Origin of the sequence: Aeromicrobium choanae (assembly GCF_900167475.1) — a bacterium.
In the GTDB taxonomy this organism is placed as follows: domain Bacteria; phylum Actinomycetota; class Actinomycetes; order Propionibacteriales; family Nocardioidaceae; genus Aeromicrobium; species Aeromicrobium choanae.
In genome coordinates this window covers 1,680,315-1,702,504 of sequence record NZ_LT796768.1, presented here as the reverse complement: position 1 = coordinate 1,702,504, position 22,190 = coordinate 1,680,315, and the positions used below count along the sequence as shown (strand labels likewise).

Sequence of the window (22,190 nt, the reverse complement as noted above, 5' to 3'; positions counted from 1 at the left end):
GGACGCACCCCCCGAGGTGGACCGAGGCGACGTGACACTCACGTCACTCCTGCCCCATCCTTCCGTTCAGTGGGGCTCCGCGGGATGGCGGGGTCACATCGTGGACCGGCGCGTCCACCGGACGACGCCCACGCCGAGAAGGGCTCCGAGCGCGGCACCGCACGTGTTGGCGACCACGTCGCCCACCGACGGCGTGCGGTCGATCGGCAGGACCGCCTGCAGCAGCTCGAAGGCGACCGAGGTGGCGAGGCCCGCGAGCACCGTGCGCACCACCGGTCGGCGGGTCAGCACGAGAGCCAGCGCGAACCCGAACGGGACGAACAGCGCCACGTTCGAGCCGATCTCGATGATCGTCCACCACTGGGACTGCGGGACCCCGAGCCAGCGCAGCGGCGCGGTGGCCGGAGCGGTCTCATCCAGGCCGAACCACGGGTCGACGTGCTGGGGCCACAGCAGCAGGGTCAGGCCACCGACGACGTACGCCACCACCACGAGGGTGGACGCCGCGCGCTTCCAGGGCACGCGAACAGTCAAGCGCAGCACGCGTGCCGGGAACGCTCCGGGACGGGGAGACCCTCGTCACGGTGCCGCCCTGGAGTTCCTCAGGTGAGGGCGGGAACGCGCAGGCGAGCGAGCAGCAGCATGCTGACGTCCTCGGTGGCGAGGTTCATGGGCTCGCGGATCGGGCCGGGGCCGGGCGGCAGGTCGCCCAGCACGAGGTCGATGCCGTCGGACAGCACCACGCCACCGCGCCGGTCGGCCAGCGTGCACGCCAGCCAGCGGCCGGGGGTACCGGGACTGCCCGTCGCGATCGAGCCGATGAGGGCGGCGGCCGCCCGGGCCGGGGGGACGAACGCGAACCGGCGCCAGCCCAGGGCGTCCACGGTCTCCACGAGGGTCTCGGACCCGGCGGTGGCGTACCAGTGCATCGTCGCGCCGTGCATGAGCGTGATGTCGTCGGCCGACGTCTCGTAGAGGCTGAGCGGGGTCACGTCGGCCACGGTCGCGAGCACGTCGGGGAGTCGTTCCCACAGGGTCCGGTCGCCTTCACCGGGCTGGACGCGCTCGCGGTCGACGAACCGGGCCGTGCGGACCGATCGGGGTCCGATGTCGCCGTCGGGCGCCACGAGGACATCGGGGGTCGCAGTGTGCCACCAGGTCTGCATCCGGATCACCTTCTCCGACCGGCGCGAGGTGCGCCGTCCCCCATGAGACCGGGCAGGGGCGCGTCCATGACGCGACTCGCCCCAGGAGTCTCAGGAGTGCCGTGCCGTCACGCGGGCGAGGAAGTCCACGGAGGCCGCCAGGACCCGCCGCGCCTCGGGCCGGGTGAGGTCGAACTGGAACTCGTGGTTGAGGCCGGGATGGAAGTGCGTCTCATGATCCACCCCCAGCTCGGCCAGGCGTGCGGCGAAGGCACGACCCTGGGCCGTCAGCGGGTCGTCGTCGCCCCCACTGAGCAGCGTGGGCGGGAACGCGGGGGTCGCGTGATCGAGGATCGAGGACTCGCGCACGCGGGGGTCGGCGAGGTCCTTCGTGCCGAGGTACGCCCAGCCCACGGTGCGCACGAACCAGCCGCCGAAGCCCGTCGAGTGCATGGCCGTCGGCGGGTCGTAGGGCCCGCAGTGCAGCATCGCGCCGGCGAGGTGGCCCGGCTCCAGGCTCGGCTCGATGCCGACCAGGCTCGCGTAGCCCGGATCGGTCACGAGTGCCGCGTACTGACCCGCGATGTGCGCGCCGGCGGAGTCGCCGGCCAGCACGACGCGCTCGGGATCGACGCCCAGCTCGTCGGCGTGGTCGCGGACCCAGGCGAGCGCCGCGCCGAGCTGGCGCACGGGCAGCGGGTAGGGATGGTCGGGCGCGAGCGAGTAGCCGATGCCGATCCCGACGTAGCCGTGCTGGGCGAGCAGGCGCAGGTAGGGCGCGGGCTGCGACCGGTCGCCCCCGATCCAGGCACCGCCGTGCGCCCACACGACGACCGGCAACGGTCCGGAGACTCCCTCCGGCGACCAGACGTCGAGGACCTCGTCAGGGCCGTCGCCGTAGGCCAGGCCGGTGCGGCCGACGACGCCGGTGGCCTCCATCCCCTTCACCTCACCGGTGTCGGTCAGCGAGAAGAGCCAGTTGATGAGCGCGACCCCGGGCCGCGGGCTGACCCTCGCCCACACCAGGACCGCGCCGAGGACGGCGGCCAGGGCGAGGGCCGCACGGCCCACCCACCGGCCGAGGACTCGAAGGAAGCGCACGCGCCGAGCCTAGGGCCGATCAGCTCGCTGCGGCGCCCAGATGCACCACGAAGCCCCCGGGATCGCGCACCTGCGCGACCCGCTCGCCCCACGGCATCTGGTCGGGCTCGGCGATGCTCGTCGCGCCGGCCTCGATCGCCTGCCCGTACGCCGCATCGACGTCGTCCACGTAGAGCCACAGCGCGGCACCGAGGGGCTCGGCCCGAAGGTCCTCGTCGAGCCCGAGGCCGAGCGCCGAGTCACCGATGCTCAGCGCGACGTAGACGTCGCGGCCCCCGGCCTCGAACGCATAGGTGCGCTCGGCGCCGAAGGCGTCGCGGTAGAACGACTCGAGTCGCGGGAGATCTCGCGTCGACAGGATCGGGAAGCTGCTCCGTACCCCCATGGAGGCATCGTACGAAGCCCCCGGGTCAGATGCCCAGCGTCAGATGCCCAGCGACCGGCCGACGATCTCCTTCATGATCTCGGTGGTGCCGCCGTAGATCGTCTGGATGCGGGTGTCCCGGTAGGCCCTGCTGATCGGGTACTCGCTCATGTAGCCGTAGCCGCCGTGCAGCTGCAGGCACGCGTCGACCGTCTTCTTCTGCAGCTCGGTGGTCCACCACTTGCCGGCGGCCGCGTCGTCGATCGAGAGGGTGCCCGCGTTCAGGGCCTCGATGCTGCGGTCGACGAACACCTGCGCGATGCGCTGCTCGGTCTCGAGCTCGGCCAGCACGAAGCGCGTGTTCTGGAACGACCCGATCGGCTTGCCGAACGCGTGGCGCGACTTCACGTACTCCAGCGTCATGTCGATCGCCGCGCGGCACGCGGCCGCCGCGACCACCGAGATCGTCAGTCGCTCCTGCGGCAGCTTCTCCATCAGGTAGACGAAGCCGCGGCCCTCCTCGCCGAGCAGGTTCTCCACCGGCACGCGGACGTCGTCGAAGAACAGCTCGGCGGTGTCCTGCGCCTTCAGGCCCAGCTTGTCGAGGTTGCGGCCGCGCTCGAAGCCCTCCATGCCGCGCTCGAGCACGATCAGCGAGACGCCCATCGCGCCGGCGTCGGGATCGGTCTTGCACGCGACGATCACGAAGTCGGCGTTGATGCCGTTCGTGATGAAGGTCTTCGCGCCGTTGACGACGTAGTGGTCGCCCTCGCGGACCGCCGTCGTCTTGATGCCCTGCAGGTCGGACCCCGTGCCCGGCTCGGTCATCGCGATCGCGGTGATCATCTCGCCGGTGACGAACTTGGGGAGCCAGCGCCGCTTCTGCTCGTCGTTGGTGTAGCTGAGCAGGTAGCCCGACACGAGGTCGGTGTGCAGCGCGAAGCCGACACCGCTGGCACCGATGCGGGTGAGCTCCTCCTGGAGCACCGCGTTGTAGCGGAAGTCCGAGACGCCGCCGCCGCCGAACTCCTCGGGCATCATGAAGCCGAGCAGGCCCAGCTCGCCGGCCCGCGTCCACACCTCGCGCGGGACGATGCCCTGGCGTTCCCACTCGTCGTGGTGGGGCACGACCTCCTTCTCGAGGAAGAGGCGCACGGTGTCGCGGAACGACTGGTGCTCGGGCTCGAACAGGGTGCGTTCCATCAGTTCTCCTGGTCCTGGACGGCGACCTTGCTCTCGATGAGGTCGTCCACGTCCTCGATGCCCCACGCGGCCAACGCCTCGCGAGTGCTCGCGCCCGGACGTTCCGGCGCGCGGTGGATTCCGGTCTCCGTCGCCGAGAAGCGCGGGGCGGGAGCGGGCTGGGTGACGCCGAACGCCGAGACGTAGGTGCCGCGGGCGACGTTGTGCGGGTGCTCGAAGGCCTCCTCCGTCGGCATGACGGGTGAGACGCACGCGTCGGTGCCGGCGAAGAGGGTGGTCCACTCCTCCTGGGTGCGGCTGAGGAACCACCGGCGCAGGGTGTCGCGCAGGTCGGCCCAGTTCTTCGGGTCGTTGCGATCGGGCAGGTCGCCCAGTCCGATGGACGCGAAGACCTCCTGCATCGCGTACCAGAACTGCGGCTCGAGACCGCCCACGCTCATCCAGTAGCCGTCCGAGGTCTCGTAGACGTCGTAGAACGGCGCGCCGGTGTCGAGCAGGTTCGTTCCGCGACGCGGCGACCACGCCCCCGACTGCTGCATGCTGATCGTCATCGACAGCAGGTGTGCCACGCCGTCGGTGATCGCCGCGTCGACAACCTGGCCCTGTCCGGTGCCCCGCGCGTGGGTGAGCGCGGCCAGCACGCCCGTGACGAGGTACATCGACCCGCCGGCGAAGTCGCCGAGCAGGTTCAGCGGCACCTGCGGGGGTCCGTCGACGCGGCCGATCGGGTCGAGCCCGCCGGCGACGGCGATGTAGTTGATGTCGTGGCCCGCGGCCTGGGCGAGCGGGCCGCTCTGGCCCCAGCCGGTCATCCGCCCGTAGACGAGGCGCGGATTGCGGGCGAGGGCGACGTCGGGCCCGAGCCCGAGGCGCTCCATCACGCCGGGGCGGAAGCCCTCGATCAGGATGTCGGCGCGCTCGACGAGGTCGAGGACCGTCGCGACGCCCTGCTCGTGCTTGAGGTCGATGGCCACGCTGGGCCGGTTGCGGCCCAGGACGTCGCGCTCGGGCGGCGCGACCTGCAGGGCGTTGCCGCCCGGTCGATCGATGCGGATGACGTCGGCACCGAGGTCGGCGAGCAGCATGGCCGCGAACGGGCCCGGGCCGATCCCGACGATCTCGACGACGCGCACCCCGGCGAGTGGTCCTGTGCTCTGGGTCACGCCGTGATTCTGACACCAACGCTGTCACAGTCGCAAGCGGGATGCCGCGGCCTGCCCGGTCGCGCCCGCGCGGTCCCGTTCACAGCCGGCGGAATCTGTGCGATGCTGCATGCGACATCGTCGATGTCACATCGGACGGGGCGTCCGGTGGGTGGACCCGAGGAGTTCCCATGCTGAGCGAGATGGCCTACACACGACGCGGGCAGGGCGAGCCGCTCGTCCTGCTGCACGGCATCGGCCACCGCCGGGCCGCGTACGAGCCGGTCCTCGACGAGCTGGCGCGTCACTACGACGTCATCGCCGCCGACCTGCCCGGCCTCGGCGACTCGCCGCCGCTGCCCCACGGCACCGGCTACTCGGCCGAGAACGTCACCGCCGCGATCACGGAGAACTTCGCGGCCTGGGGCGTCGACCGGCCCCACGTCGTCGGGAACTCGCTCGGCGGACTGCTCTCGATCGCGCTGGCCCAGCACGGCGACGTGCGGTCGGCCACGTGCCTGTCGCCCGCGGGCTACTTCCGACCGTGGAGCCTCCTGCAGGCCACCGTGACCCTGCTGCCGCTCAAGCTCGGCTCCTACCTGCCGAAGGCGGTCCTGCGGGCAGTCTCGCGCCTGCCGATCGGCCGCCGCCTCATCGGCTTCGCGCTCTACAGCCACCCCGACCGCTACTCCGCCGAGCGCGTCTACGGCGACGCCCTCGCGATGAGGCACGGGCAGGGCTTCTGGCGGTACTTCGTCCGCTGCATCCCGCTGGGCTTCACCAGTCCCGAGTCGTTCCGGGGCTCGGCGAAGGTCCCGATCACGATCGCGTGGGGCGACAAGGACCTCATCCTGCACCAGTCCCAGGCGAAGCTTGCCGCGAGGCGGATGCGCGGCGTGGAGTTCGTGACACTCGCCGACTGCGGCCACGTGCCCATGGGCGACTCCCCCGAGCAGGTCATCGCGGCGATCCGCGCCACCACCGCCCGCGCCACCGTGGCCCACGACGACTCCTCCGTCGGCTGAGCCTCCGCCTGGTCTCGATACGCCGCTCGTTCCTCGCGAACTACTCGACCACCGGCCGGGCCGGTGAGTTCCGTCAGCGGGCGCCGGAGTGGCGTGCCAGGAAGGCCGCGGTGCGCGGGTCGCGCGGAGCGGTGAACAGCTGCTCGGGCGGGCCGGACTCGACGATCCGGCCCTCGGCCAGGAACACGATCCGGTCGGCGCACTCGCGGGCGAAGTCCATCTCGTGCGTCGCCATGACGATCGTGCGGCCCTCGTCCTTGAGCTCGCGGACCACGTCGAGCACCTCGGCCACGAGCAGCGGGTCGAGCGCGGAGGTGACCTCGTCGAGCAGGAGCAGCTCGGGATCCATCGCCATCGCCCGAGCGAGCGCGACGCGCTGCTGCTGACCACCGGAGAGCGAGTCGGGGTACGCCGCCGCCTTCGCGTCGAGCCCCACGCGAGCGAGCAGCTCGTGGGCCCGGCGGGTGGCCTGCGACCTCGAGACGCCCTTGACCCGGCGCGGTCCCAGCACGAGGTTCTGCAGGACGCTCAGGTGCGGGAACAGGTTGAACGCCTGGAACACGAACGCGATCCGCGCCCGGGCCGCGTTCTCGTCGATGGCCGGGTCGGTGAGCTCGAGGTCGCCCAGGAAGATGTCGCCGTCGTCGGTCAGCTCGAGCAGGTCGATGCAGCGCAGCAGCGTGGACTTGCCCGAACCCGAGGCTCCGATGAGGCACACGACCTCACCGCGGCCGACCGTCAGGTCGATGCCGTCGAGCACGACGTGGTCGCCGAACGACTTGCGGACTCCCTCAACGCGCAGCATCACTGGCCTCCCTGGCGACGCATGGACCGGATCGTGAGCCAGTCGGTGAACCGAGCCAGCGGGATCGTCACGACGATGAAGAACAGCGCGGCCACGCACAGCGACGTGACGTTGAACGTGCTGGCCTGGTAGACCGAGGCCGCGCGGAGCGCCTCGACCAGGCCGATCGTCGACACCAGCGCGGTGTCCTTCTGCAGCGAGACGAAGTCGTTCATCAGCGGCGGCGTGACGTTGCGGACGGCCTGCGGCAGGATCACCCGCGTAAGCGTCTGCCCGTACCCCAGGCCGAGCGCGCGCCCGGCGGCCCACTGGGTGGGGTGCACCGACAGGATGCCGGCTCGGATCACCTCGGCCACGTAGGCGCCGTAGCTCAGCGTGAGGGCGATGACGCCGAGCCAGAACAGGCTGGTGGGGACGCCGGCCAGGCCGAGCGCCGGGAATCCGAAGCCCACCAGCATCACGACCAGGATCGTGGGGATGCCGCGGAACACGTCGGTGTAGGCGGCGGCGAGGAACTTGAACGGCGCCATCGCCGGAGCCGGGATCACGCGCACGACGGCCACGAGCAGGGCGAGCGGCAGCACGAGCAGCTCGACCGTGAGGAAGAGCCGCACGTTCAGCCAGAACGCGTCGCGGATCGCGGGGAACGACTCGCGCGCGTGGTAGCCGCTGAAGAACGTCTCGCGGACCCGCGGCCAGCCGGGCGCCGACGTGACGACCCAGGCCAGGAGGCCCAGGACGACGAGGCTCGAGACCGTCCCCACCGCCACGCGGCGCAGCGTGCGATGGCGCCGGAAGGCGTTGCGCTGCTGCTGCCGCGCGGACGGAGGGGGAGGGCTCGCGAGCCCCGCGTCGTGGGTCACCGGGTCACTTCAGGACGGGGACGTCCTGCGACGCCGACAGCCACTTCTCCTCGAGGTCGGCGAGCGTGCCGTCCTCGGTGAGGGCGGTGACGGCCTGGTCGACGCACGGCGTCAGCTCGCTGTCCTTCTGCAGCAGGAGGCCGAACTGCTCGGGCTCACCGCCGTCGAACTCGAACTGGCCGGCGATCGTGGCGTCCTCGAGCTCGGCGGCGACGAGGTAGAACGCGCTGGGCAGGTCGGCCACGATGCCGTCGACCTGGCCGTTGGCGAGCGCCAGCGCGGCCTTCGTGGTGTCGTCGTAGACCAGCGGGGCGTCCTCGGTCTCGAGCGACTCGATCGCCTTGAGCGAGGTGGTGCCGATCTGGGCGCCGAGGCTGGCGGTGCGGAAGTCGGCGAGGCTGGAGGCGTCGGCGAACTCGGAGTCCTCGCGCACGATGATGGCCTGCGCCGCCGAGTAGTACGGCTTGCTGAAGTCGACCGCCTTCTGGCGCTCCGTCGTGATCGAGATCTGGTTGATGTCGAAGTCGAAGGCCTTCTTGCCCGGCTGGTACGAGACGTTGAAGGGGACCTTCGTCCACGTCACCTGGTCGCGAGTGAAGCCCATCTCCTCGGCCACCGCGTAGGCCACGGCGGACTCGAAGCCCTCGCCGTTGCTCGGGTCGTTGTCGGTGAACCACGGCTCGAACGCCGGGTCGTCGGTGGCGATCGTCAGCTTGCCGGAGGTGGTCAGCGGCAGCTGGTCGACGGCGCACTCGCCGCCGGCGGAGGCGGAGGCGGTGGACTCGGACGCCTTCGCGTCATCGGAGTCGTCGGACGGCGCGCAGCCGGCCGCGACGGAGAGCATGAGCGCCAGGGGGACGGCGAGCAGGGATCGCTTCATGGTGCCCATCGTAGTGGGCACGAGACAGCGTCTCGCCTTGCGGATATGTATGAACCTCGTTGCATATGGTCCGGCCGAGCCCTAGGCTCCCCGCATGGCCCTCGACCACGCGATCCTGGTGTCGCTGACCGAGCGCGCCGCCAGCGGCTACGACCTCGCCCGGCGCTTCGACGCGTCCATCGGCTACTTCTGGCCGGCCAGCCACCAGCAGATCTACAAGGTGCTGGCGAGGATGCAGGAGGCCGGCTGGGTGGAGAGCACCCTGCAGGAGCAGGACGGCCGCCCCGACAAGAAGACCTACGCGATCACTGCCGACGGTGCCGCGGAGCTCGACCGGTGGGCCGCGCAGCCGACCGAGCGCGAGGCCCTGCGCAGCGACTTCGCCGTGAAGCTGCGCGCCTTCCGCGACGCCCGGGCCCTGCTCGCCGACACGCGCGCTCGGCGCGCCGCCCATGCCGAGCGGCTGGCGGAGTACGAGGCCAGCGAGGCTCGCTTCTACCCCGACCCCTCCGCACTGCAGGGACCCGACCTCGGCTCGTGGCTGGCGCTGCGCGGGGGCATCCTCGGCGAGCGCCAGGGCATCGCCTGGTGCGACGAGATCCTCACTGCCCTCGAAGGGCGCGGATCCCGATGACGAGCACGATCACGCCCAGCGTCATGGCCGTCCCGATGAGCACCAGGTGGACCCAGAAGAACGCCTGCGGGTCCTGCCACTTCTGCGAGCCGCCCCACGCGCGGTCGTCGTCGACGATCGCCTTGAAGAAGCGGGGCCAGATGACGACGTTGAAGACGCCGGCCGCGATGAGCAGCCAGGACGCGAGCTTTCCGATCACCCACCCATTGTCCCCACCGAAGGGAACCCGCCCATGAAGGCCTTCCGAGAACTCGTCGAGCGCAGCATCGCGACCGGCTCCCTGGCCGGCGTCGAGGACCTGCTGGCCGACGACGTCGTGTTCCGCAGCCCCGTCGCCCACAAGCCGTACCCCGGCAAGGCCATCACGACGGCGATCCTCAACGGGGTCGCGCGGGTCTTCGAGGACCTCCACTACGTCAGCTCCATCGAGGAGGAGAACCGCAGCGCCCTCGTCTTCGAGGCGCGGATCGGCGACATCACCGTGAACGGCTGCGACTTCATCACGACGAACGACGAGGGCCTGATCACCGAGTTCACCGTGATGGTGCGCCCGATGTCGGGCGCCACGGCCCTCATGGAGGCCATGGGCGCGCAGTTCCCCCAGATCCAGGCCGACGCGGTGGCCTTCGCGGAGCAGCAGCGGTGAGCGAGTTCCCGCACCTGCTGAGCCCGCTCGACCTCGGCTTCACCACCCTGCGCAACCGCGTGGTGATGGGCTCGATGCACACCGGCCTGGAGGACCATGCGAAGGACCTCCCGAAGCTCGCGGCCTACTTCGCCGAGCGCGCCAAGGGCGGCGTCGCCCTGTCGATCACCGGCGGCTTCGCGCCGAGCTGGCGCGGCTGGCTGCTGCCGTTCGGCTCGGAGATGTCGCGCAAGCGTCACGCCGACAGGCACCGCCTCGTCACCGACGCCGTGCACGAGCACGACGGCAAGATCGCGCTGCAGATCCTGCACGCCGGGCGCTACGGCTACTCACCGTTCAAGAAGGGCGTCTCGTCGGTGAAGTCGCCGATCACGCCGTTCAGGGTGTCGCCGATGTCGACCCGGGAGGTCGACCGCACGGTCACCGACTTCGCCCGGACGGCCGCCCTGGCGAAGCGGGCCGGGTACGACGGCGTCGAGATCATGGGCTCCGAGGGCTACCTGATCAACCAGTTCCTCGCGGCGCGCACCAACACCCGCAGCGACGCGTGGGGCGGCTCGGCCGAGAGGCGCATGCGGTTCCCGGTGGAGATCGTGCGCCGCACCCGCGAGCTCGTGGGCGAGGACTTCATCGTCCAGTACCGGATCAGCCTGCTGGACCTCGTCGACGACGCGCAGTCGTGGGAGGAGACCGTCGCTCTCGCGAAGGCGCTCGAGGCCGAGGGCGTCACGATCCTCAACACCGGCATCGGCTGGCACGAGGCGCGGATCCCGACGATCGTCACGAGCGTGCCGCGCGGCGCGTTCACGTGGGTCACCGCGAAGCTGCGTGCCGAGGTCTCGGTGCCGGTCGTCGCGTCCAACCGCATCAACACCCCCGAGCAGGCCGAGGCGATCCTGGCCGCCGGCGAGGCCGATCTGATCTCGATGGCGCGGCCGTTGCTCGCCGACGCCGACTTCGTGAACAAGGCCGCCGAGGGACGCTCCGACGAGATCATCACGTGCATCGCGTGCAACCAGGCGTGCCTGGACCACACGTTCAAGAACCAGCGGGCCAGCTGCATGCTGAACCCGCGCGCCGGCCACGAGACGGAGCTCATCCTGCTGCCCACGCGGTCCGCCCAGCGGATCGCCGTCGTGGGCGCCGGTCCGGCCGGGCTCGCGGCCGCCGTCGAGCTGGCGGGCCGCGGCCACGCGGTCGAGCTGTTCGAGGCGCTGCCCGAGATCGGCGGCCAGTTCCGGCTCGCGATGCAGATCCCCGGCAAGGAGGACTTCGCCGAGACCGTCCGCTACTACTCGGTGATGCTCGAGCGCCGCGGCGTGAAGGTGCACCTGAATCGCTGGGCCTCCGTCGAGGACCTCAGCGGCTTCGACGACGTCGTCATCGCGACCGGCGTCGAGCCGCGCATCCCGGCGATCCCGGGCGTCGACCACCCCTCGGTCGTGACCTATCAGCAGCTGATTCGCGAGCAGGCCGTCGCCGGCGAGCGCGTGGCCGTGCTCGGTGCCGGTGGCATCGGCTACGACGTCTCGGAGTTTCTGCTGCACGAGTCCGGCGAGTCGCTCGAGCACTGGATGTCCCGCTGGGGCGTCACGGATCCGGCCGTCGAGCGCGGCGGCCTGGCCACCAAGACCGAGGCCCCACCGCGGCGCGCGGTGACGCTGCTCCAGCGCAAGGGCACCACCTTCGGCAAGGACCTCGGCAAGACCACCGGCTGGGTGCACCGCACGACGCTGAAGGACTCGGGCGTCGAGTTCGTCGGGGGCGTGCGGTACGACCGCATCGACGACGACGGACTGCACGTGACGATCGGCGCCGACGGTGACTCCCCCGAGTCTCGCGTCATCGCCGCCGACACGATCGTGCTGTGCACCGGCCAGGAGTCGGTGCGCGACCTCGTCGAGCCGCTCGAGGCCGCAGGGGTGCCCGTGCACGTGATCGGCGGCGCCGACGTCGCCGCCGAGCTCGACGCGAAGCGCGCCATCCGGCAGGCCACCGAGCTGGCGGCTCGCCTTTGACGGAATCTGTCGACGGGTCGCAGCACACTGGAGGCATGGCGAGACGAGTGGTGCTGCTGCGGGCGGTGAACGTCGGCGGGTCGAAGCTGCCGATGGCGGAGCTGCGCGAGGTCGCGCAGGAGCTCGGCGCGCGGGACGTCTCCACGTTCATCGCGTCGGGGAACCTGCTGTGCGACGTCGATGACGCCGAGGCGTTCGACCGCGCGCTCGAGCAGGCGATCGAGCAGCGGTTCGGGTTCTTCCGCGAGGCGATCAGCCGCTCGCCGCAGGAGCTGCGCGCCGCGCTGGAGGCCCACCCGTTCCCGATCGAGGGCGAGCGGAAGGCGCACCACGTCTACTTCCTGCTGGAGCCGCCGACCGAGCAGCAGGTCGAGGCTCTCCTGGGCCGCGGACTGCCCGACGGGCTCGCGGTGATCGGTCGAGACCTGCACATCCGGTACGCCGAGGGGGTCGCGCACACGAAGCTGACGCCCGCGCTGATCCTCAGGACGCTCGGCAGTCACGGCACCGGACGCAACCTCAACACCGTGGAGAAGCTGAGCGCCCTCGCCGCGGAGTGAGCCTGTGGACGAGTGGATGCGTCCGGCCGACCTGTGCTGACATCGTCACCGGCAGCCGTCACACTGGAGGAGTGCCCGTCATGGACCTGGAGTCGACCATCACGCTGGTGGGGTTCGCCGCGTTCGCCGTGGCCCTGCTCGGCTACCTGGCGGCGATGAAGCGCGACCTCCGGTCGGAGATCGCGGCGCTCGGCACCGGCCTCGCCGAGCGCTTCGACACCAAGCTCGACGCCTCGATGTCGCTGACCGCGTCGCGGTTCGAGGCCGTCGACGCGCGCTTCGGGACGCTCGAATCGCGCATGGACACCCGCTTCGAGGCGCTGGAGTCGCGCATCGACGCCCGCTTCGAGGCGCTGGAGTCGCGCATCGACGCCCGCTTCACGACCGTGGATGCCCGGATCGACGGCCTCGACGCACGGGTCACCGACCTCCGTGACGACGTGCGCACGGGCTTCGCCGCCGTCGATGCCCGGCTGGTCACCCTGGAACAGCGCACCTTCGACATCGGCGCGCGGCGCCGTCCGGGGGCCGGGTGAGCGACTGGTTCGAGCGCCGCTGGCTGGTGCTCACCGGCGCGGGCGTCAGCACCGACTCCGGCATCCCCGACTACCGCGGCCCCGAGTCCGTGCCACGGCAGCCGATGACGTACCAGGACTTCGTCGCCACGCCGGCGAATCGGCAGCGCTACTGGGCCCGGGCGCACCTCGGCTGGAGCCGGATGGGCGGCGCCGAGCCGAACTTCACCCACCGCTTCCTCGCCGAGCGCCAGGACCGGCTCGTCGGCCTCATCACCCAGAACGTCGACGGACTCCACGAGAAGGCCGGCTCGCTCGACGTGGTCGACCTCCACGGCCGGCTCGACCGCGTGATCTGCCTCGACTGCGGCGACGTCACGAGCCGGGCCGAGGTGCAGGCGCGGCTCGACGCACTCAACCCCGGATGGACCGATCAGCAGGTCACGATCGCCCCCGACGGCGACGTCGACCTCGAGGACACGGCGGGCTTCGTGGTCGCCGACTGCACGCAGTGCGGAGGCCGGCTCAAGCCCGACGTCGTGTTCTTCGGCGAGTCGGTGCCCAAGCCGAAGGTGAACCACTGCTTCGACCTCGTGGAGCGCGCGGGGCGCGAGGGTGCGGCGCTCGTCGTGCTCGGCTCGTCGCTGCAGGTGATGAGCGGCCTGAGGTTCGTCCGGCGGGCGGCCAAGGACGGCATGGAGATCGTGATCGTCAACCGGGGGCCGACGCGCGGCGACGAGCTGGCCACGGTGCGGATCGACGACGGGGTCGCCGAAACACTGCGGCGCCTCGCGACCTGAGCCGTCACTCCCGGCGGCGACGAGCGGTGCGGATGATCATCAGTCCCGCACCGAGCGCGGCCAGCCCCGTCGCGAGCATCGGCAGTGTCCAGGCCGGACCGCCGGCGTCGCTCAGGTCCCCTCCGGGGCCCCCACCCGCATCGGCGGCATCGGCTGCGTCGGCCTCGAACGTGTTGACGACGCTCAGGCTGACCGTCGTGCCCTCGCCGACCACCGCCGTGCCCACCTCGGGATCACCGTCGTTGGGACTGATCTCGACGACGTCCGCTCCGCCGTCGTCGGACTCGCGCAGCTCGCACTCCGCGCCCGCGGGCAGGTCCTCGTAGGTCGCGGTGAAGTCCCCGTCGCTGCTCAGGGTGCGCGTGGCGCCACCGGGGACGTCGACGTCGGTGGCCACCCCGTCGACGTCGCGGAAGCAGCTCAGCGCGACGTCGAAGCGGTCCGGCCCCTCGCCTCGCACGGTCTTCACGACCTCGAGCGAACCGACGTCGAAGGTGTTCGTGACCTCGAACTGCAGCGACTCGGTCAGGCTGTCGACGGTGAACTCGGACACCTCGTTGCCCTCCACGTCGGTGATCGACACGGCGTTCGCGCCGCCGCTGCCGGTCTCCTCGATCCGGCACGTCGAGCCGAACAGCAACGGCTCGAAGGTCGCCGTGTAGTCGTTGTCGGCCGACAGTGTCCGCATCGCACCTCCGGGCGTGTTGAGGGGCTCCTGCTCGCCGTCGACGCCGGTGTACGTGCACTGCAGCGTGACCTCGAAGGGACCCGCGCCGTACAGGTCGGCGCCGGCACCCTCGCGGGTCTTGGTGATCGTCGCCGCGGCGCCACCGAAGAGGTTGACCGCCCGGACGGCGACGGTCGTGTCGTCACCGATCGTCACCTGCTGGGGAGTGACGATGCTCGTGGTGGCGTCACCGGGGTCCGGCTCGGTGGTGACGCAGACCGCTCCGGTGGCGATGTCGTCGATCGTCGCCTCGAGCGGCTGAGGCCCCTCCAGCACGATGTCGTCCTCGTAGACCACGGCTCCGTCCGGATGGGACGCATCGGTGAGCGTGCACCTGACGTGGAGGGTGAACGGACCCTCGCCTACCGGGAACTCCTCCACCGCCTGCGGCAGGACGTACTTGCGCAGGTACAGCGAGCCCGTCGCGAAGGTGTTGGTCACCGTGACGGCCTGCACGTCGCCGGCTGAGCCGTCCTCGCCGCCGATCGTGACGGTCTCGTCAGAGATCGTCACGCCCGCGGCATCCGCGTCGTCCGGCTCGGTCGTGGTGCACGTGGCGCCGATCGGCAGGCCCGAGATCGCCCACGTCTCGCCGTCGACGATCTCGTGGCGCATCGGGTTCAGGGGGCCGTACCCGTCGCCGTACACGTCGCCGCCGAGGAAGGTGCACTCGACGAGAACCACGAACGGGCCGTAGTCGATCGCGGTCCCGTCCTGGTCGACCGCCTCGGAGCTCACCTGCTTGGTGACCTGCATCCCGGCCACGTCGAACTCGTTGGTCACGGTGACCAGGCCGATGTCGTCGTCCGGACCGCCGACGGTGGCGGAGTCGGCGTCGGACGACGTCTGTCCCTGAGCGCTCTCGGTGGCGGTGCACTCGGCGCCCCACGGCAGGCCGTCGATCTCGACCGGATCGCCGTTCGACTCGAGCGTGACCTCCTCCAGGCCTTCGATCGGCTCGCCTTCGATCGTGCAGACCGGCTGCACGGTGAACGAGTCCGGCGCGAAGCGCGCGCCGTCGCCGGTGACGACCTTCCGGAGCTGCAGCGGCCCGGTCGGGTACGTCACGCCGACCTTGCGGCCCTCGGTGGGCGTGACGGTCGCCCGCGTGCCGCCGTCGTTGGAGACGCCACCGGTGGCCACGGTGTTCCACGCGACCGGGAACGCGCTGTCGCTGGCGGACTCCGGCGTCGTGCGGCTCTGCGCGTCGATGGTCAGGCTCTCGCCCGGCTGGAACAGGGAGCCGTCCGGGAAGGTGGCCACGGTCTTGAGCGCCCTGACGTCCTCGTTCGGGACCGTGACCGGGTCGTAGGGCAGCCAGTCGCCCGGCTCGCAGGAGTCCGTGAGCGGCGTGAGGTCGTCGGTGCAGGCGTCGTACGTGTCGGTGTAGAAGATCTGCACGTCCGCACCGCCCGGGGCGTCGAACAGCCTCAAGCCGCCCGCGAAGGTGGGCGTCCACTCCGAGCCGCGCGGCGCCGGGACGATCGTCCCCGTGTCACCCACGTGGGGCAGCACGTCGACGGAGACGAGCTCGTCGAGGGGCAGCGTCCCCACGTTCGTGATGGTGTACCGCCAGGTCTCGGTGTCCCCCGGGTAGGTCACGGGCACGCACGGCGCGCGGTAGAAGCCGTCGGCATCCGCGGCGGTGTCGCAGTAGTCGTCGGGGAGCTCGACGCCCTCGGGCACCACGTCGCGATCGAGCCACACCTCGGGGATCCCCGATTCGTCCACTGGGACGTCGGCCTTCACCGACTTCACCGTGCGCAGTGCGGCGACCCGGACGGGCGAGATGACGGTGTCGTCCTCGCACCGGCCGGTGGCCGTGTCGTAGGTCGTGGCGCAGGCGGCCGGGTCGAACGGCTCGTCGGCGTCGATCGTCGCGGTGTTCGTCAGCTCGTCGTCGGGGGTGAGCCCGGGACGCAGCATGAGCTCGATCGTGATCGTGTAGGTCTGACCGGGCTCCAGCACCGTGCCCTCGGGCATGGCGAAGGTGATCTCGTCGCCGTCGTCGTTGGTCGCGATCGTGATGTCGTCCTGGTCCGTCGGCAGCGGATCGCCGTTCGGCGGGTCGGGGGCGTCGCCCTCCAGCTCGAACGAGTACGGCGAGCTCACGCTGGGATCGGACTCCGGATCGAAGATGAGCATCGGGCCGTCGGCGTCGCTCGGCAGCTCGTCGGTGAACACCGGGTCGGTGAGCGGCGACTCGCCGGTGTTCGTGAACTCCAGCGTGAAGGGGATCACCGTGCCCGGCGGGACCTCGCCGGTCGGCGTCTTCTCGACCTCGACGCCCACCGTCAGGTGCTCGTACGTGTAGTCGTCCTGGGCGGTGTCCGTGTCCGAGAGCCGGGTGTCGGCCCCGATCAGCACCGACTGACCCGCGACGTCGACCGTGTCGACGAAGACGCCGGCATCGGCCTCACCGGGCGCGGCCGTCTGGTCCGAGCGGGTGGTGGGCACGGGTCCGCCCGAGCGAAGGTCGTCGCGACGCACGACCTCGAACGGGACCTCGATCAGCGGGTTCGACGGGCTCTGCCAGCCTGCGTCCGAGCCGGCCATGAACCGGAACCGCAACCCGTGGATCGGCACCGTCGCGGCCGCCGTGTCGATGAAGCTCCGCGCCGCTTCGAGCGTGAGGTCGCCGTCGGCGAACGGAGGTCCCGGCGGCAGGGCCTGGCATGTCCAGGTGCCGCCCACCACGTCGCCCGTGACGTTCGTCGCCGTGAAGTCGCCGCCGGACAGGTAGCAGGCCTGCACGTGCTCCACGGGTTGCGGCAGGGTCCAGGACGGGTCCATCCGCTGGAGGTCGAAGGCGTTCCAGAAGGTGGCGTCGTCGTCGGTGATCTCGTCCATGTACGGCACCGCGGTGCCGGTGTTCCGCGCCGAGACCGTCACGGTGACCGGCGAGTCGTCGCCCTCGACCTGGCTGGCCGCCTCGATGCTCTTGCCCGCCACGATCCCGAAGGTCGGGTTCACGATCTCGATGGTGGCCGGGTCCTGCGCGCAGGCGTAACGCGCATCGGCGGGGGGCGGGCAGTCCTGGATGGCGTCGACGTCCGCGACGACGCCCTGGGCGGTGTTCAGCACGGGGCTGTCGGCGGGCGTGATGGGCGCTCCCGTGCCGCGGTGGGTGGCCCGCAGCCGGACGTCGAGCGCGAGCACGCCGCTGGCGGCGCTCGCGATCCGGCCGTCGAACAGGACCTCGATCCCGGTGACGGGACAGGGCATCGCCGTGAGCGCCAGCGCCTCGGCGCGGGTGTAGAAGCCGGGAGGAGCCGACGGCCGGGTCGTGCCGTCGGCGCACGTCAGCACGACCTGTGTCGTCGTGGCCCCCGTCGGGACCGTGATCCCGGCGATGCGGACGACGTCGACGTAGTCGAACGGGTCCTGCTCGGTGGTCGATCCCGGTGCCGGGTCGACGATCCTGAGCTGGTCGACCCGGGCCGGCGTCGTGTTCGTCGTCGTGACCCGGATCCGGCTGCGGGGATAGCTCTCCGCCGGCGTGCCCGCGGCCGGCAGGGCCAGTGGGCCGCCCAGCCAGTCCTTCGTGGTGGTGGTGGTGATCGGGACGTCGAGGATCGTGACGTCGTCCACGTCGTTCGTGCTGATGTCGTCGCCATCGAACGGGTGGCCCGTCGCGTTGACCTGGTTGCGGACGACCCCGGGCTCGTCGAGGTTGTAGGTGTTCTCCTCCAGGACGGGAGAGCCGTCGGACCGCTTCTCGTCGCGGACCCGCCACACGAGGCTGAGGTTTCGGTCGTTGCCGAAGGAGCGCGCGACGCCCGAGCCCACGGGCGGGGCGGCCGGGTCGTCGCCGGCGGTCGTCGCACGGTTCGGGCTCTCCTCGAAGACGAGCCGCACCCCGAGCGTCGAGGCCTGCTCGTCGGCCGTCAGGTCCATGCCGGGGAAGGTGCCGTCGCAGGCCTGCGGGCACGGATCGTTCTCGGCGTCGTCCCAGGAGTCCCCGTCCCACAGCTGCACGCTCGCGATGCGGTCGTACTGCAGGAGCGGATCGTCGGTGGCCGAGATCGCCGCGACGCGGGCCAGGTCGAACGCGTCGTAGAGACTGTCCTCGACCTCGGTGCCCTCCGGGTCGGCGATATCGGTGATGTCGACCGTCTCGAGGCCCGAGTACCCGCCGGTGGACCACGACAAGGTCGAGGGGATCGTGTCCCCCGACCGCGCGATCACCGACTTGTCCCCGCCGGAGCTGGACGTGCCGAACTCCTTGTCGACGAGATCGCCCACGCCCTGCCCGTCGGTCGGGATGATCTCCACGTCCGGGCAGCCGCCCGGCTCGCCCGGGTCCATCGCGGCGTCCCCACTCGTGCCGTTCGTCTCGTTGCTCGCGCTGCTCTGGGCACAGTTCGGGACGAGGGTGTTCGGCTGGTCGGGATCGGTGTTGTAGGGCGGGCTCTCCTGGTCGTACCGCCCGATGTCGCGCAGGCTGCTGGTGAACCGGGGCGCGAAGTCCGTGCCGGGCGGGAAGCCGTCGGCGTCCCCCGTGTAGTCGTAGACGAAGCGCACGCCGCCGGCGACGTCGGAGATGTCGTCGGGGACGTCGGAGGAATAGACGTCCGGGCCGGCGATCGGACCGTCGAGCACCTCCCAGCTGCTCGTGGACGTGTCGTAGTAGTACACGGTCAGCTCCGCGTCGGCCGGGATGGGCGTCTGCGTGATCGCCTCGAGGTCGAACGCGTTCCACCACGCGTTCCCCTCGATCGGATCGAGCGGATCCTGGATCACGACCTGCTCGGCGTCGCCGGTCGACCCGGTGGTCGTCTCCGGCGGATTCGGCAGCTCGGTCGTGCCGCCCTCGAGCGCCACGGTCACGACCTCCCCGGGATTGGCGAGGATCTGGGACGGGTAGATGTTCTTGCCGATGTACGGCTCGAGCACCTCGCCGTAGATGTAGAGGTCGTCCTCTGCGGTGTCGTCGTCGATGGCGCCGTCGTTCTCGCCCTCGACCGCGACCTCGTTCGTCACCGTGTTCGGAAGCCCTGAGGCATCGGCATCGGTGGTGACCTCGAAGGGGATCACCGCCGTGGCGCCCGCCGCGATCTGCCCCTGGAACTCGATCGAGAACGACGTGACCGAGGCGGCTCCGGCGGCCGGCGGCGGAGGCGTCTCATCGGCCGTGAAGGTGAACTGCTCACCCGAGGGCTGGTAGGTGACCGTGGCCGACGTGGCGCCCGTGGGGAACGTGACCGGACCCGTGAACCCGCCGAAGGCGTAGTCGTCGGGGAACGACCCGGACGACGGCTCGGTGACGGTGAGCGAGTCGATGGCGATCGCCGAGTCGTTCGCCGCGTCGAGCCGCACGTCGCTGGACTGGCCGGCCACGACGATGTCGGGGTCGAACGCCTTCCCCGCGCTCACGTCGATCGCGTTCGCCTGGATCACGAAGTCCGCCGTAGCGTCGTCGGTGGCCTCCTCGCCGTCGCGCGTGACCTGCGACTCGACGTCGTTCGCGACCGTCGTGTCGTCGGTGACCGACGCGGCCGCGTCGGTGGTCTCCAGGTCGAGGTCGACCGAGGCGTCGGCGCCGGCCGGGATCGCACCGGTGAAGGTCACGCGCGTGCCGCGGACGTCCGCCGGGTCGACGCCCGCCGGCAGCTCGCCGTCCGGGCACACGACCCACGCCCCGTCGACGTAGACCTCGTAGGTCGTTCCCGTCGTACCCTCGGGCGCGGAGACGTCACCGAAGCCCTCGAAGCCGAGGTAGGTGAATGGGCTGGGGTCGGCATCCGGGTCGGTCGGATCCTGGATGACCAGGGACTCGACCGTCGCGTTGGAGTCGTTCGAGCCTGAGAGGCCGGCCGTGACGGGGGTGCCCGAGCTGGCGAGCGCGGACGCCGGCTCGAAGGACTTCCCAGCCGTGGTCTCCAGATCAAGCGGGACGTTGATCGTCACCTCGGCCGAGGCGGGGTCGTCCGCGGCGTTGGTGGCCTCGCCGACGGCGGTGTTCGTGATGGTCTGGCCGTCGTAGTCGTAGGAGACGTCCTCGGGGACGTGGGCCGCGATGGTGATCTGGCTCGTGGTGTTGTCGAGCATCCCCGTCGCACCGCCACCGATGTCCTCGACCCAGGTCACCAGCACGTCCTGGCCGTCGACCTCGGGCGTGGCGGCGGCGTTCGGCCCCGCCGGCGTCACCGAGTCGATGACGAACGGCTCCGGAACGCTGTCGGTCGTCACGGCGCCGCGGCAGCCGACGTCGGAGATCGCCGAGCAGCCGATCGAGATGGTGAACGTCACCGAGTCGCCGGGCCCCACGGTCGCGGGCGCGACGGACTTGGAGACGTCCAGGACCGCCGTGATGTCGGAAGGATCAGGATCGGGAAGGGCCTGGGCGACAGCAGGCGACAGCACGCCCGCGGCGAGCAACAACGCCGCACCCGACGCGACCACACGTCGAAGGACCATCCGAGAACCCCCGCTCGGCAGACAGTGCTTCGACGCTAGGCCATAACTGTCGTTCGCACCATAGGCCTCATGAGGGCCGCTTGACCCCCGTCAGCTGAGCTGGCGCAGGCGCACGGTCTCGGGCAGCGCGGCGAGCTCCTTGAGCACGTCGGCGCCGACCTCGGCCGAGACGTCGGTGACGACGTAGCCGAGCTCACCGCGGGTGGCGAGCTGCTGGCCCTCGATGTTCACGCCGTGGTCGCCCAGGATCGTGTTGATCGTGGCGAGTACGCCCGGGGCGTTGTGGTGCACGTGCGCGAGGCGGTGCCGGGCCGGATCGCTCGGCAGGTTGAGCTCGGGGAACGTGACCGACAGGTTCGTCGTTCCGGCCTTGGCGTAGGCGCGCAGCTTCGACGCGACGAAGCGGCCGATGTCCTGCTGGGCCTCCTCGGTGGAGCCGCCGACGTGAGGCGTGAGGATCACGTTCGGCACGCCGCGCAGCTCGCTCTCGAACGGGTCGCCCTGGGCCTTCGGCTCCACGGGGAACACGTCGAGGGCGGCGCCGGCGATGTGGCCCGACTCCAGGTGGCGGCGCAGCGCCGAGGTGTCGACGGCGATGCCGCGCGACAGGTTGAGGAACAGCGAGCGCGGCTTCATCGCGCGCATCTGCTCGTCGCCGAACAGGCCCGCGTTGCCGGGGCGACCGTCGACGTGCAGCGAGACGACGTCCGAGATCGCGAGCAGCTCGTCGATCGTGGCGCACTTCTTCGCGTTGCCCAGCGCGAGCTTGTCGTCGATGTCGTAGAACACGACCGACAGGCCGAGGGCCTCGGCGATGACCGAGAGCTGGCTGCCGATGTTGCCGTAGCCGACGATGCCGAGCGTGCGGCCGCGCACCTCGTGGCTGCCGGCGGCCGACTTGTTCCAGACGCCGCCGTGCATCGCGGTGGACTTCTCGTGCAGGCGGCGGGCCAGCGAGATGATCTCGGCGATCGCCAGCTCGACGACGCTGCGCGTGTTCGAGTACGGGGCGTTGAAGACGGCGACGCCGTGACGCTTCGTGGCCGCGAGGTCGATCTGGTTCGTGCCGATGCAGAACGCGCCGATCGCGAGGAGGTCGGGAGCGTTCTCGAGGACCTTCTCGGTGATGTAGGTGGTCGAGCGGATGCCGAGCAGGTGGACGCCCTTGATCGCCTCGATGAGCTCGTCCTCGGTGAGCGCGGCGCTGCGCGTCTCGACCTGGTAGCCCTTGTTGCGCAGGAAGTCCGCGCCGTCGGCGTGGATGTTCTCGAGGAGCAGGACCTTGACGTCCTGGTCGTCGATCGTGGTCATCGGTTCGTGAACGTCAAAGCTCATGCTCATC

Annotated in this window: 19 protein-coding genes; 7 read left to right on the top strand and 12 right to left on the bottom strand. The window is 70.9% G+C overall.

The window, feature by feature from the left end; translation table 11 throughout:
- Positions 1 to 93 precede the first annotated feature (93 nt).
- The 6 genes from B5D60_RS08265 to B5D60_RS08240 form a co-directional block, all read right to left on the bottom strand.
- Positions 94 to 522 (bottom strand): VanZ family protein, encoded by a 429-nt coding sequence (locus B5D60_RS08265; protein WP_172806299.1) that lies wholly within the window; start codon positions 520 to 522, stop codon positions 94 to 96.
- Between the two features lie 80 nt (positions 523 to 602).
- Positions 603 to 1,166: a hypothetical protein gene (locus tag B5D60_RS08260; RefSeq protein ID WP_078699711.1), complete on the bottom strand. Its 564-nt coding sequence runs from the start codon at positions 1,164 to 1,166 to the stop codon at positions 603 to 605.
- 90 nt (positions 1,167 to 1,256) lie between these two features.
- The gene (locus B5D60_RS08255) at positions 1,257 to 2,246 is read right to left on the bottom strand and encodes an alpha/beta hydrolase (protein WP_153302931.1); all 990 of its coding nucleotides are present in this window, start codon (positions 2,244 to 2,246) and stop codon (positions 1,257 to 1,259) included.
- A gap of 19 nt (positions 2,247 to 2,265) precedes the next feature.
- Positions 2,266 to 2,631, bottom strand: coding sequence for a VOC family protein (locus tag B5D60_RS08250; RefSeq protein ID WP_078699709.1), 366 nt, complete (start codon positions 2,629 to 2,631; stop codon positions 2,266 to 2,268).
- A gap of 39 nt (positions 2,632 to 2,670) precedes the next feature.
- A complete protein-coding gene (locus tag B5D60_RS08245; RefSeq protein WP_078699708.1) occupies positions 2,671 to 3,813 on the bottom strand; it encodes an acyl-CoA dehydrogenase family protein in 1,143 nt (380 codons plus the stop codon).
- Positions 3,813 to 4,976, bottom strand: coding sequence for a CaiB/BaiF CoA transferase family protein (locus tag B5D60_RS08240; protein ID WP_197684430.1), 1,164 nt, complete (start codon positions 4,974 to 4,976; stop codon positions 3,813 to 3,815). Before B5D60_RS08240 ends, B5D60_RS08245 begins: the two co-directional genes overlap by 1 nt.
- Positions 4,977 to 5,146: 170 nt before the next feature.
- Here B5D60_RS08240 and B5D60_RS08235 point away from each other — a divergent pair, with 170 nt between their 5' ends.
- Entirely contained in the window at positions 5,147 to 5,980 is an 834-nt protein-coding gene (locus tag B5D60_RS08235) for an alpha/beta fold hydrolase (protein WP_172806298.1), read from the top strand.
- Between the two features lie 73 nt (positions 5,981 to 6,053).
- On the opposite strand, the gene B5D60_RS08230 is transcribed toward B5D60_RS08235, so the two are convergent.
- Genes B5D60_RS08230 through B5D60_RS08220 form a run of 3 tightly spaced genes read right to left on the bottom strand, consistent with a single transcriptional unit; the run spans position 6,054 to position 8,528 of the window.
- A complete protein-coding gene (locus tag B5D60_RS08230; RefSeq protein WP_078699705.1) occupies positions 6,054 to 6,785 on the bottom strand; it encodes an amino acid ABC transporter ATP-binding protein in 732 nt (243 codons plus the stop codon).
- Entirely contained in the window at positions 6,785 to 7,648 is an 864-nt protein-coding gene (locus B5D60_RS08225; RefSeq protein ID WP_078699704.1) for an amino acid ABC transporter permease, read from the bottom strand. The genes B5D60_RS08230 and B5D60_RS08225 overlap by 1 nt, the downstream gene beginning before the upstream one ends.
- A 4-nt stretch (positions 7,649 to 7,652) precedes the next feature.
- Positions 7,653 to 8,528, bottom strand: coding sequence for an ABC transporter substrate-binding protein (locus B5D60_RS08220; protein WP_153302930.1), 876 nt, complete (start codon positions 8,526 to 8,528; stop codon positions 7,653 to 7,655).
- A gap of 94 nt (positions 8,529 to 8,622) precedes the next feature.
- On the opposite strand from B5D60_RS08220, the gene B5D60_RS08215 reads away from it, so the two are divergent.
- Positions 8,623 to 9,162 (top strand): PadR family transcriptional regulator, encoded by a 540-nt coding sequence (locus B5D60_RS08215; protein ID WP_078699702.1) that lies wholly within the window; start codon positions 8,623 to 8,625, stop codon positions 9,160 to 9,162.
- On the opposite strand, the gene B5D60_RS08210 is transcribed toward B5D60_RS08215, so the two are convergent.
- Positions 9,131 to 9,361, bottom strand: coding sequence for an SCO4848 family membrane protein (locus B5D60_RS08210; protein WP_078699701.1), 231 nt, complete (start codon positions 9,359 to 9,361; stop codon positions 9,131 to 9,133). The two genes, B5D60_RS08215 and B5D60_RS08210, sit on opposite strands and share 32 nt — an antisense overlap.
- Positions 9,362 to 9,394: 33 nt before the next feature.
- On the opposite strand from B5D60_RS08210, the gene B5D60_RS08205 reads away from it, so the two are divergent.
- The 5 genes from B5D60_RS08205 (at position 9,395) to B5D60_RS08185 (ending at position 13,701) form a co-directional block, all read left to right on the top strand.
- Entirely contained in the window at positions 9,395 to 9,808 is a 414-nt protein-coding gene (locus B5D60_RS08205) for a nuclear transport factor 2 family protein (protein WP_153302929.1), read from the top strand.
- Positions 9,805 to 11,826 carry an NADPH-dependent 2,4-dienoyl-CoA reductase gene (locus tag B5D60_RS08200; RefSeq protein ID WP_078699700.1) on the top strand — a complete coding sequence of 674 codons (2,022 nt, stop codon included), beginning with the start codon at positions 9,805 to 9,807 and terminating at the stop codon, positions 11,824 to 11,826. Before B5D60_RS08205 ends, B5D60_RS08200 begins: the two co-directional genes overlap by 4 nt.
- A gap of 35 nt (positions 11,827 to 11,861) precedes the next feature.
- Positions 11,862 to 12,386 carry a DUF1697 domain-containing protein gene (locus B5D60_RS08195; protein ID WP_078699699.1) on the top strand — a complete coding sequence of 175 codons (525 nt, stop codon included), beginning with the start codon at positions 11,862 to 11,864 and terminating at the stop codon, positions 12,384 to 12,386.
- A gap of 71 nt (positions 12,387 to 12,457) precedes the next feature.
- A complete protein-coding gene (locus B5D60_RS08190) occupies positions 12,458 to 12,922 on the top strand; it encodes a hypothetical protein (protein WP_153302928.1) in 465 nt (154 codons plus the stop codon).
- Complete coding sequence (locus B5D60_RS08185; protein WP_078699697.1) at positions 12,919 to 13,701, top strand: Sir2 family NAD-dependent protein deacetylase; 783 nt, start codon at positions 12,919 to 12,921, stop codon at positions 13,699 to 13,701. The genes B5D60_RS08190 and B5D60_RS08185 overlap by 4 nt, the downstream gene beginning before the upstream one ends.
- Positions 13,702 to 13,705: 4 nt before the next feature.
- Here B5D60_RS08185 and B5D60_RS08180 read toward each other — a convergent pair whose 3' ends face one another.
- Both B5D60_RS08180 and serA read right to left on the bottom strand, forming a co-directional pair.
- On the bottom strand, positions 13,706 to 20,848 hold the full coding sequence (locus tag B5D60_RS08180; RefSeq protein WP_153302927.1) for a DUF5979 domain-containing protein: 7,143 nt from the start codon (positions 20,846 to 20,848) through the stop codon (positions 13,706 to 13,708).
- A gap of 90 nt (positions 20,849 to 20,938) precedes the next feature.
- Positions 20,939 to 22,183, bottom strand: coding sequence for a phosphoglycerate dehydrogenase (gene serA, locus B5D60_RS08175; RefSeq protein WP_231949003.1), 1,245 nt, complete (start codon positions 22,181 to 22,183; stop codon positions 20,939 to 20,941).
- Between the last annotated feature and the right edge of the window lie 7 nt (positions 22,184 to 22,190).

Bases quoted from the DNA above. Each gene is read 5' to 3' on its own strand.
- B5D60_RS08250 (WP_078699709.1), bottom strand. From the start codon at position 2,631: ATGGGGGTACGGAGCAGCTTCCCGATCCTGTCGACGCGAGATCTCCCG.
- B5D60_RS08235 (WP_172806298.1), top strand. From the start codon at position 5,147: ATGCTGAGCGAGATGGCCTACACACGACGCGGGCAGGGCGAGCCGCTC.
- B5D60_RS08180 (WP_153302927.1), bottom strand. From the start codon at position 20,848: ATGGTCCTTCGACGTGTGGTCGCGTCGGGTGCGGCGTTGTTGCTCGCC.
- B5D60_RS08260 (WP_078699711.1), bottom strand. From the start codon at position 1,166: ATGCAGACCTGGTGGCACACTGCGACCCCCGATGTCCTCGTGGCGCCC.
- B5D60_RS08215 (WP_078699702.1), top strand. From the start codon at position 8,623: ATGGCCCTCGACCACGCGATCCTGGTGTCGCTGACCGAGCGCGCCGCC.
- B5D60_RS08245 (WP_078699708.1), bottom strand. From the start codon at position 3,813: ATGGAACGCACCCTGTTCGAGCCCGAGCACCAGTCGTTCCGCGACACC.
- B5D60_RS08220 (WP_153302930.1), bottom strand. From the start codon at position 8,528: ATGAAGCGATCCCTGCTCGCCGTCCCCCTGGCGCTCATGCTCTCCGTC.
- B5D60_RS08205 (WP_153302929.1), top strand. From the start codon at position 9,395: ATGAAGGCCTTCCGAGAACTCGTCGAGCGCAGCATCGCGACCGGCTCC.
- B5D60_RS08195 (WP_078699699.1), top strand. From the start codon at position 11,862: ATGGCGAGACGAGTGGTGCTGCTGCGGGCGGTGAACGTCGGCGGGTCG.
- B5D60_RS08230 (WP_078699705.1), bottom strand. From the start codon at position 6,785: ATGCTGCGCGTTGAGGGAGTCCGCAAGTCGTTCGGCGACCACGTCGTG.
- serA (WP_231949003.1), bottom strand. From the start codon at position 22,183: ATGAGCTTTGACGTTCACGAACCGATGACCACGATCGACGACCAGGAC.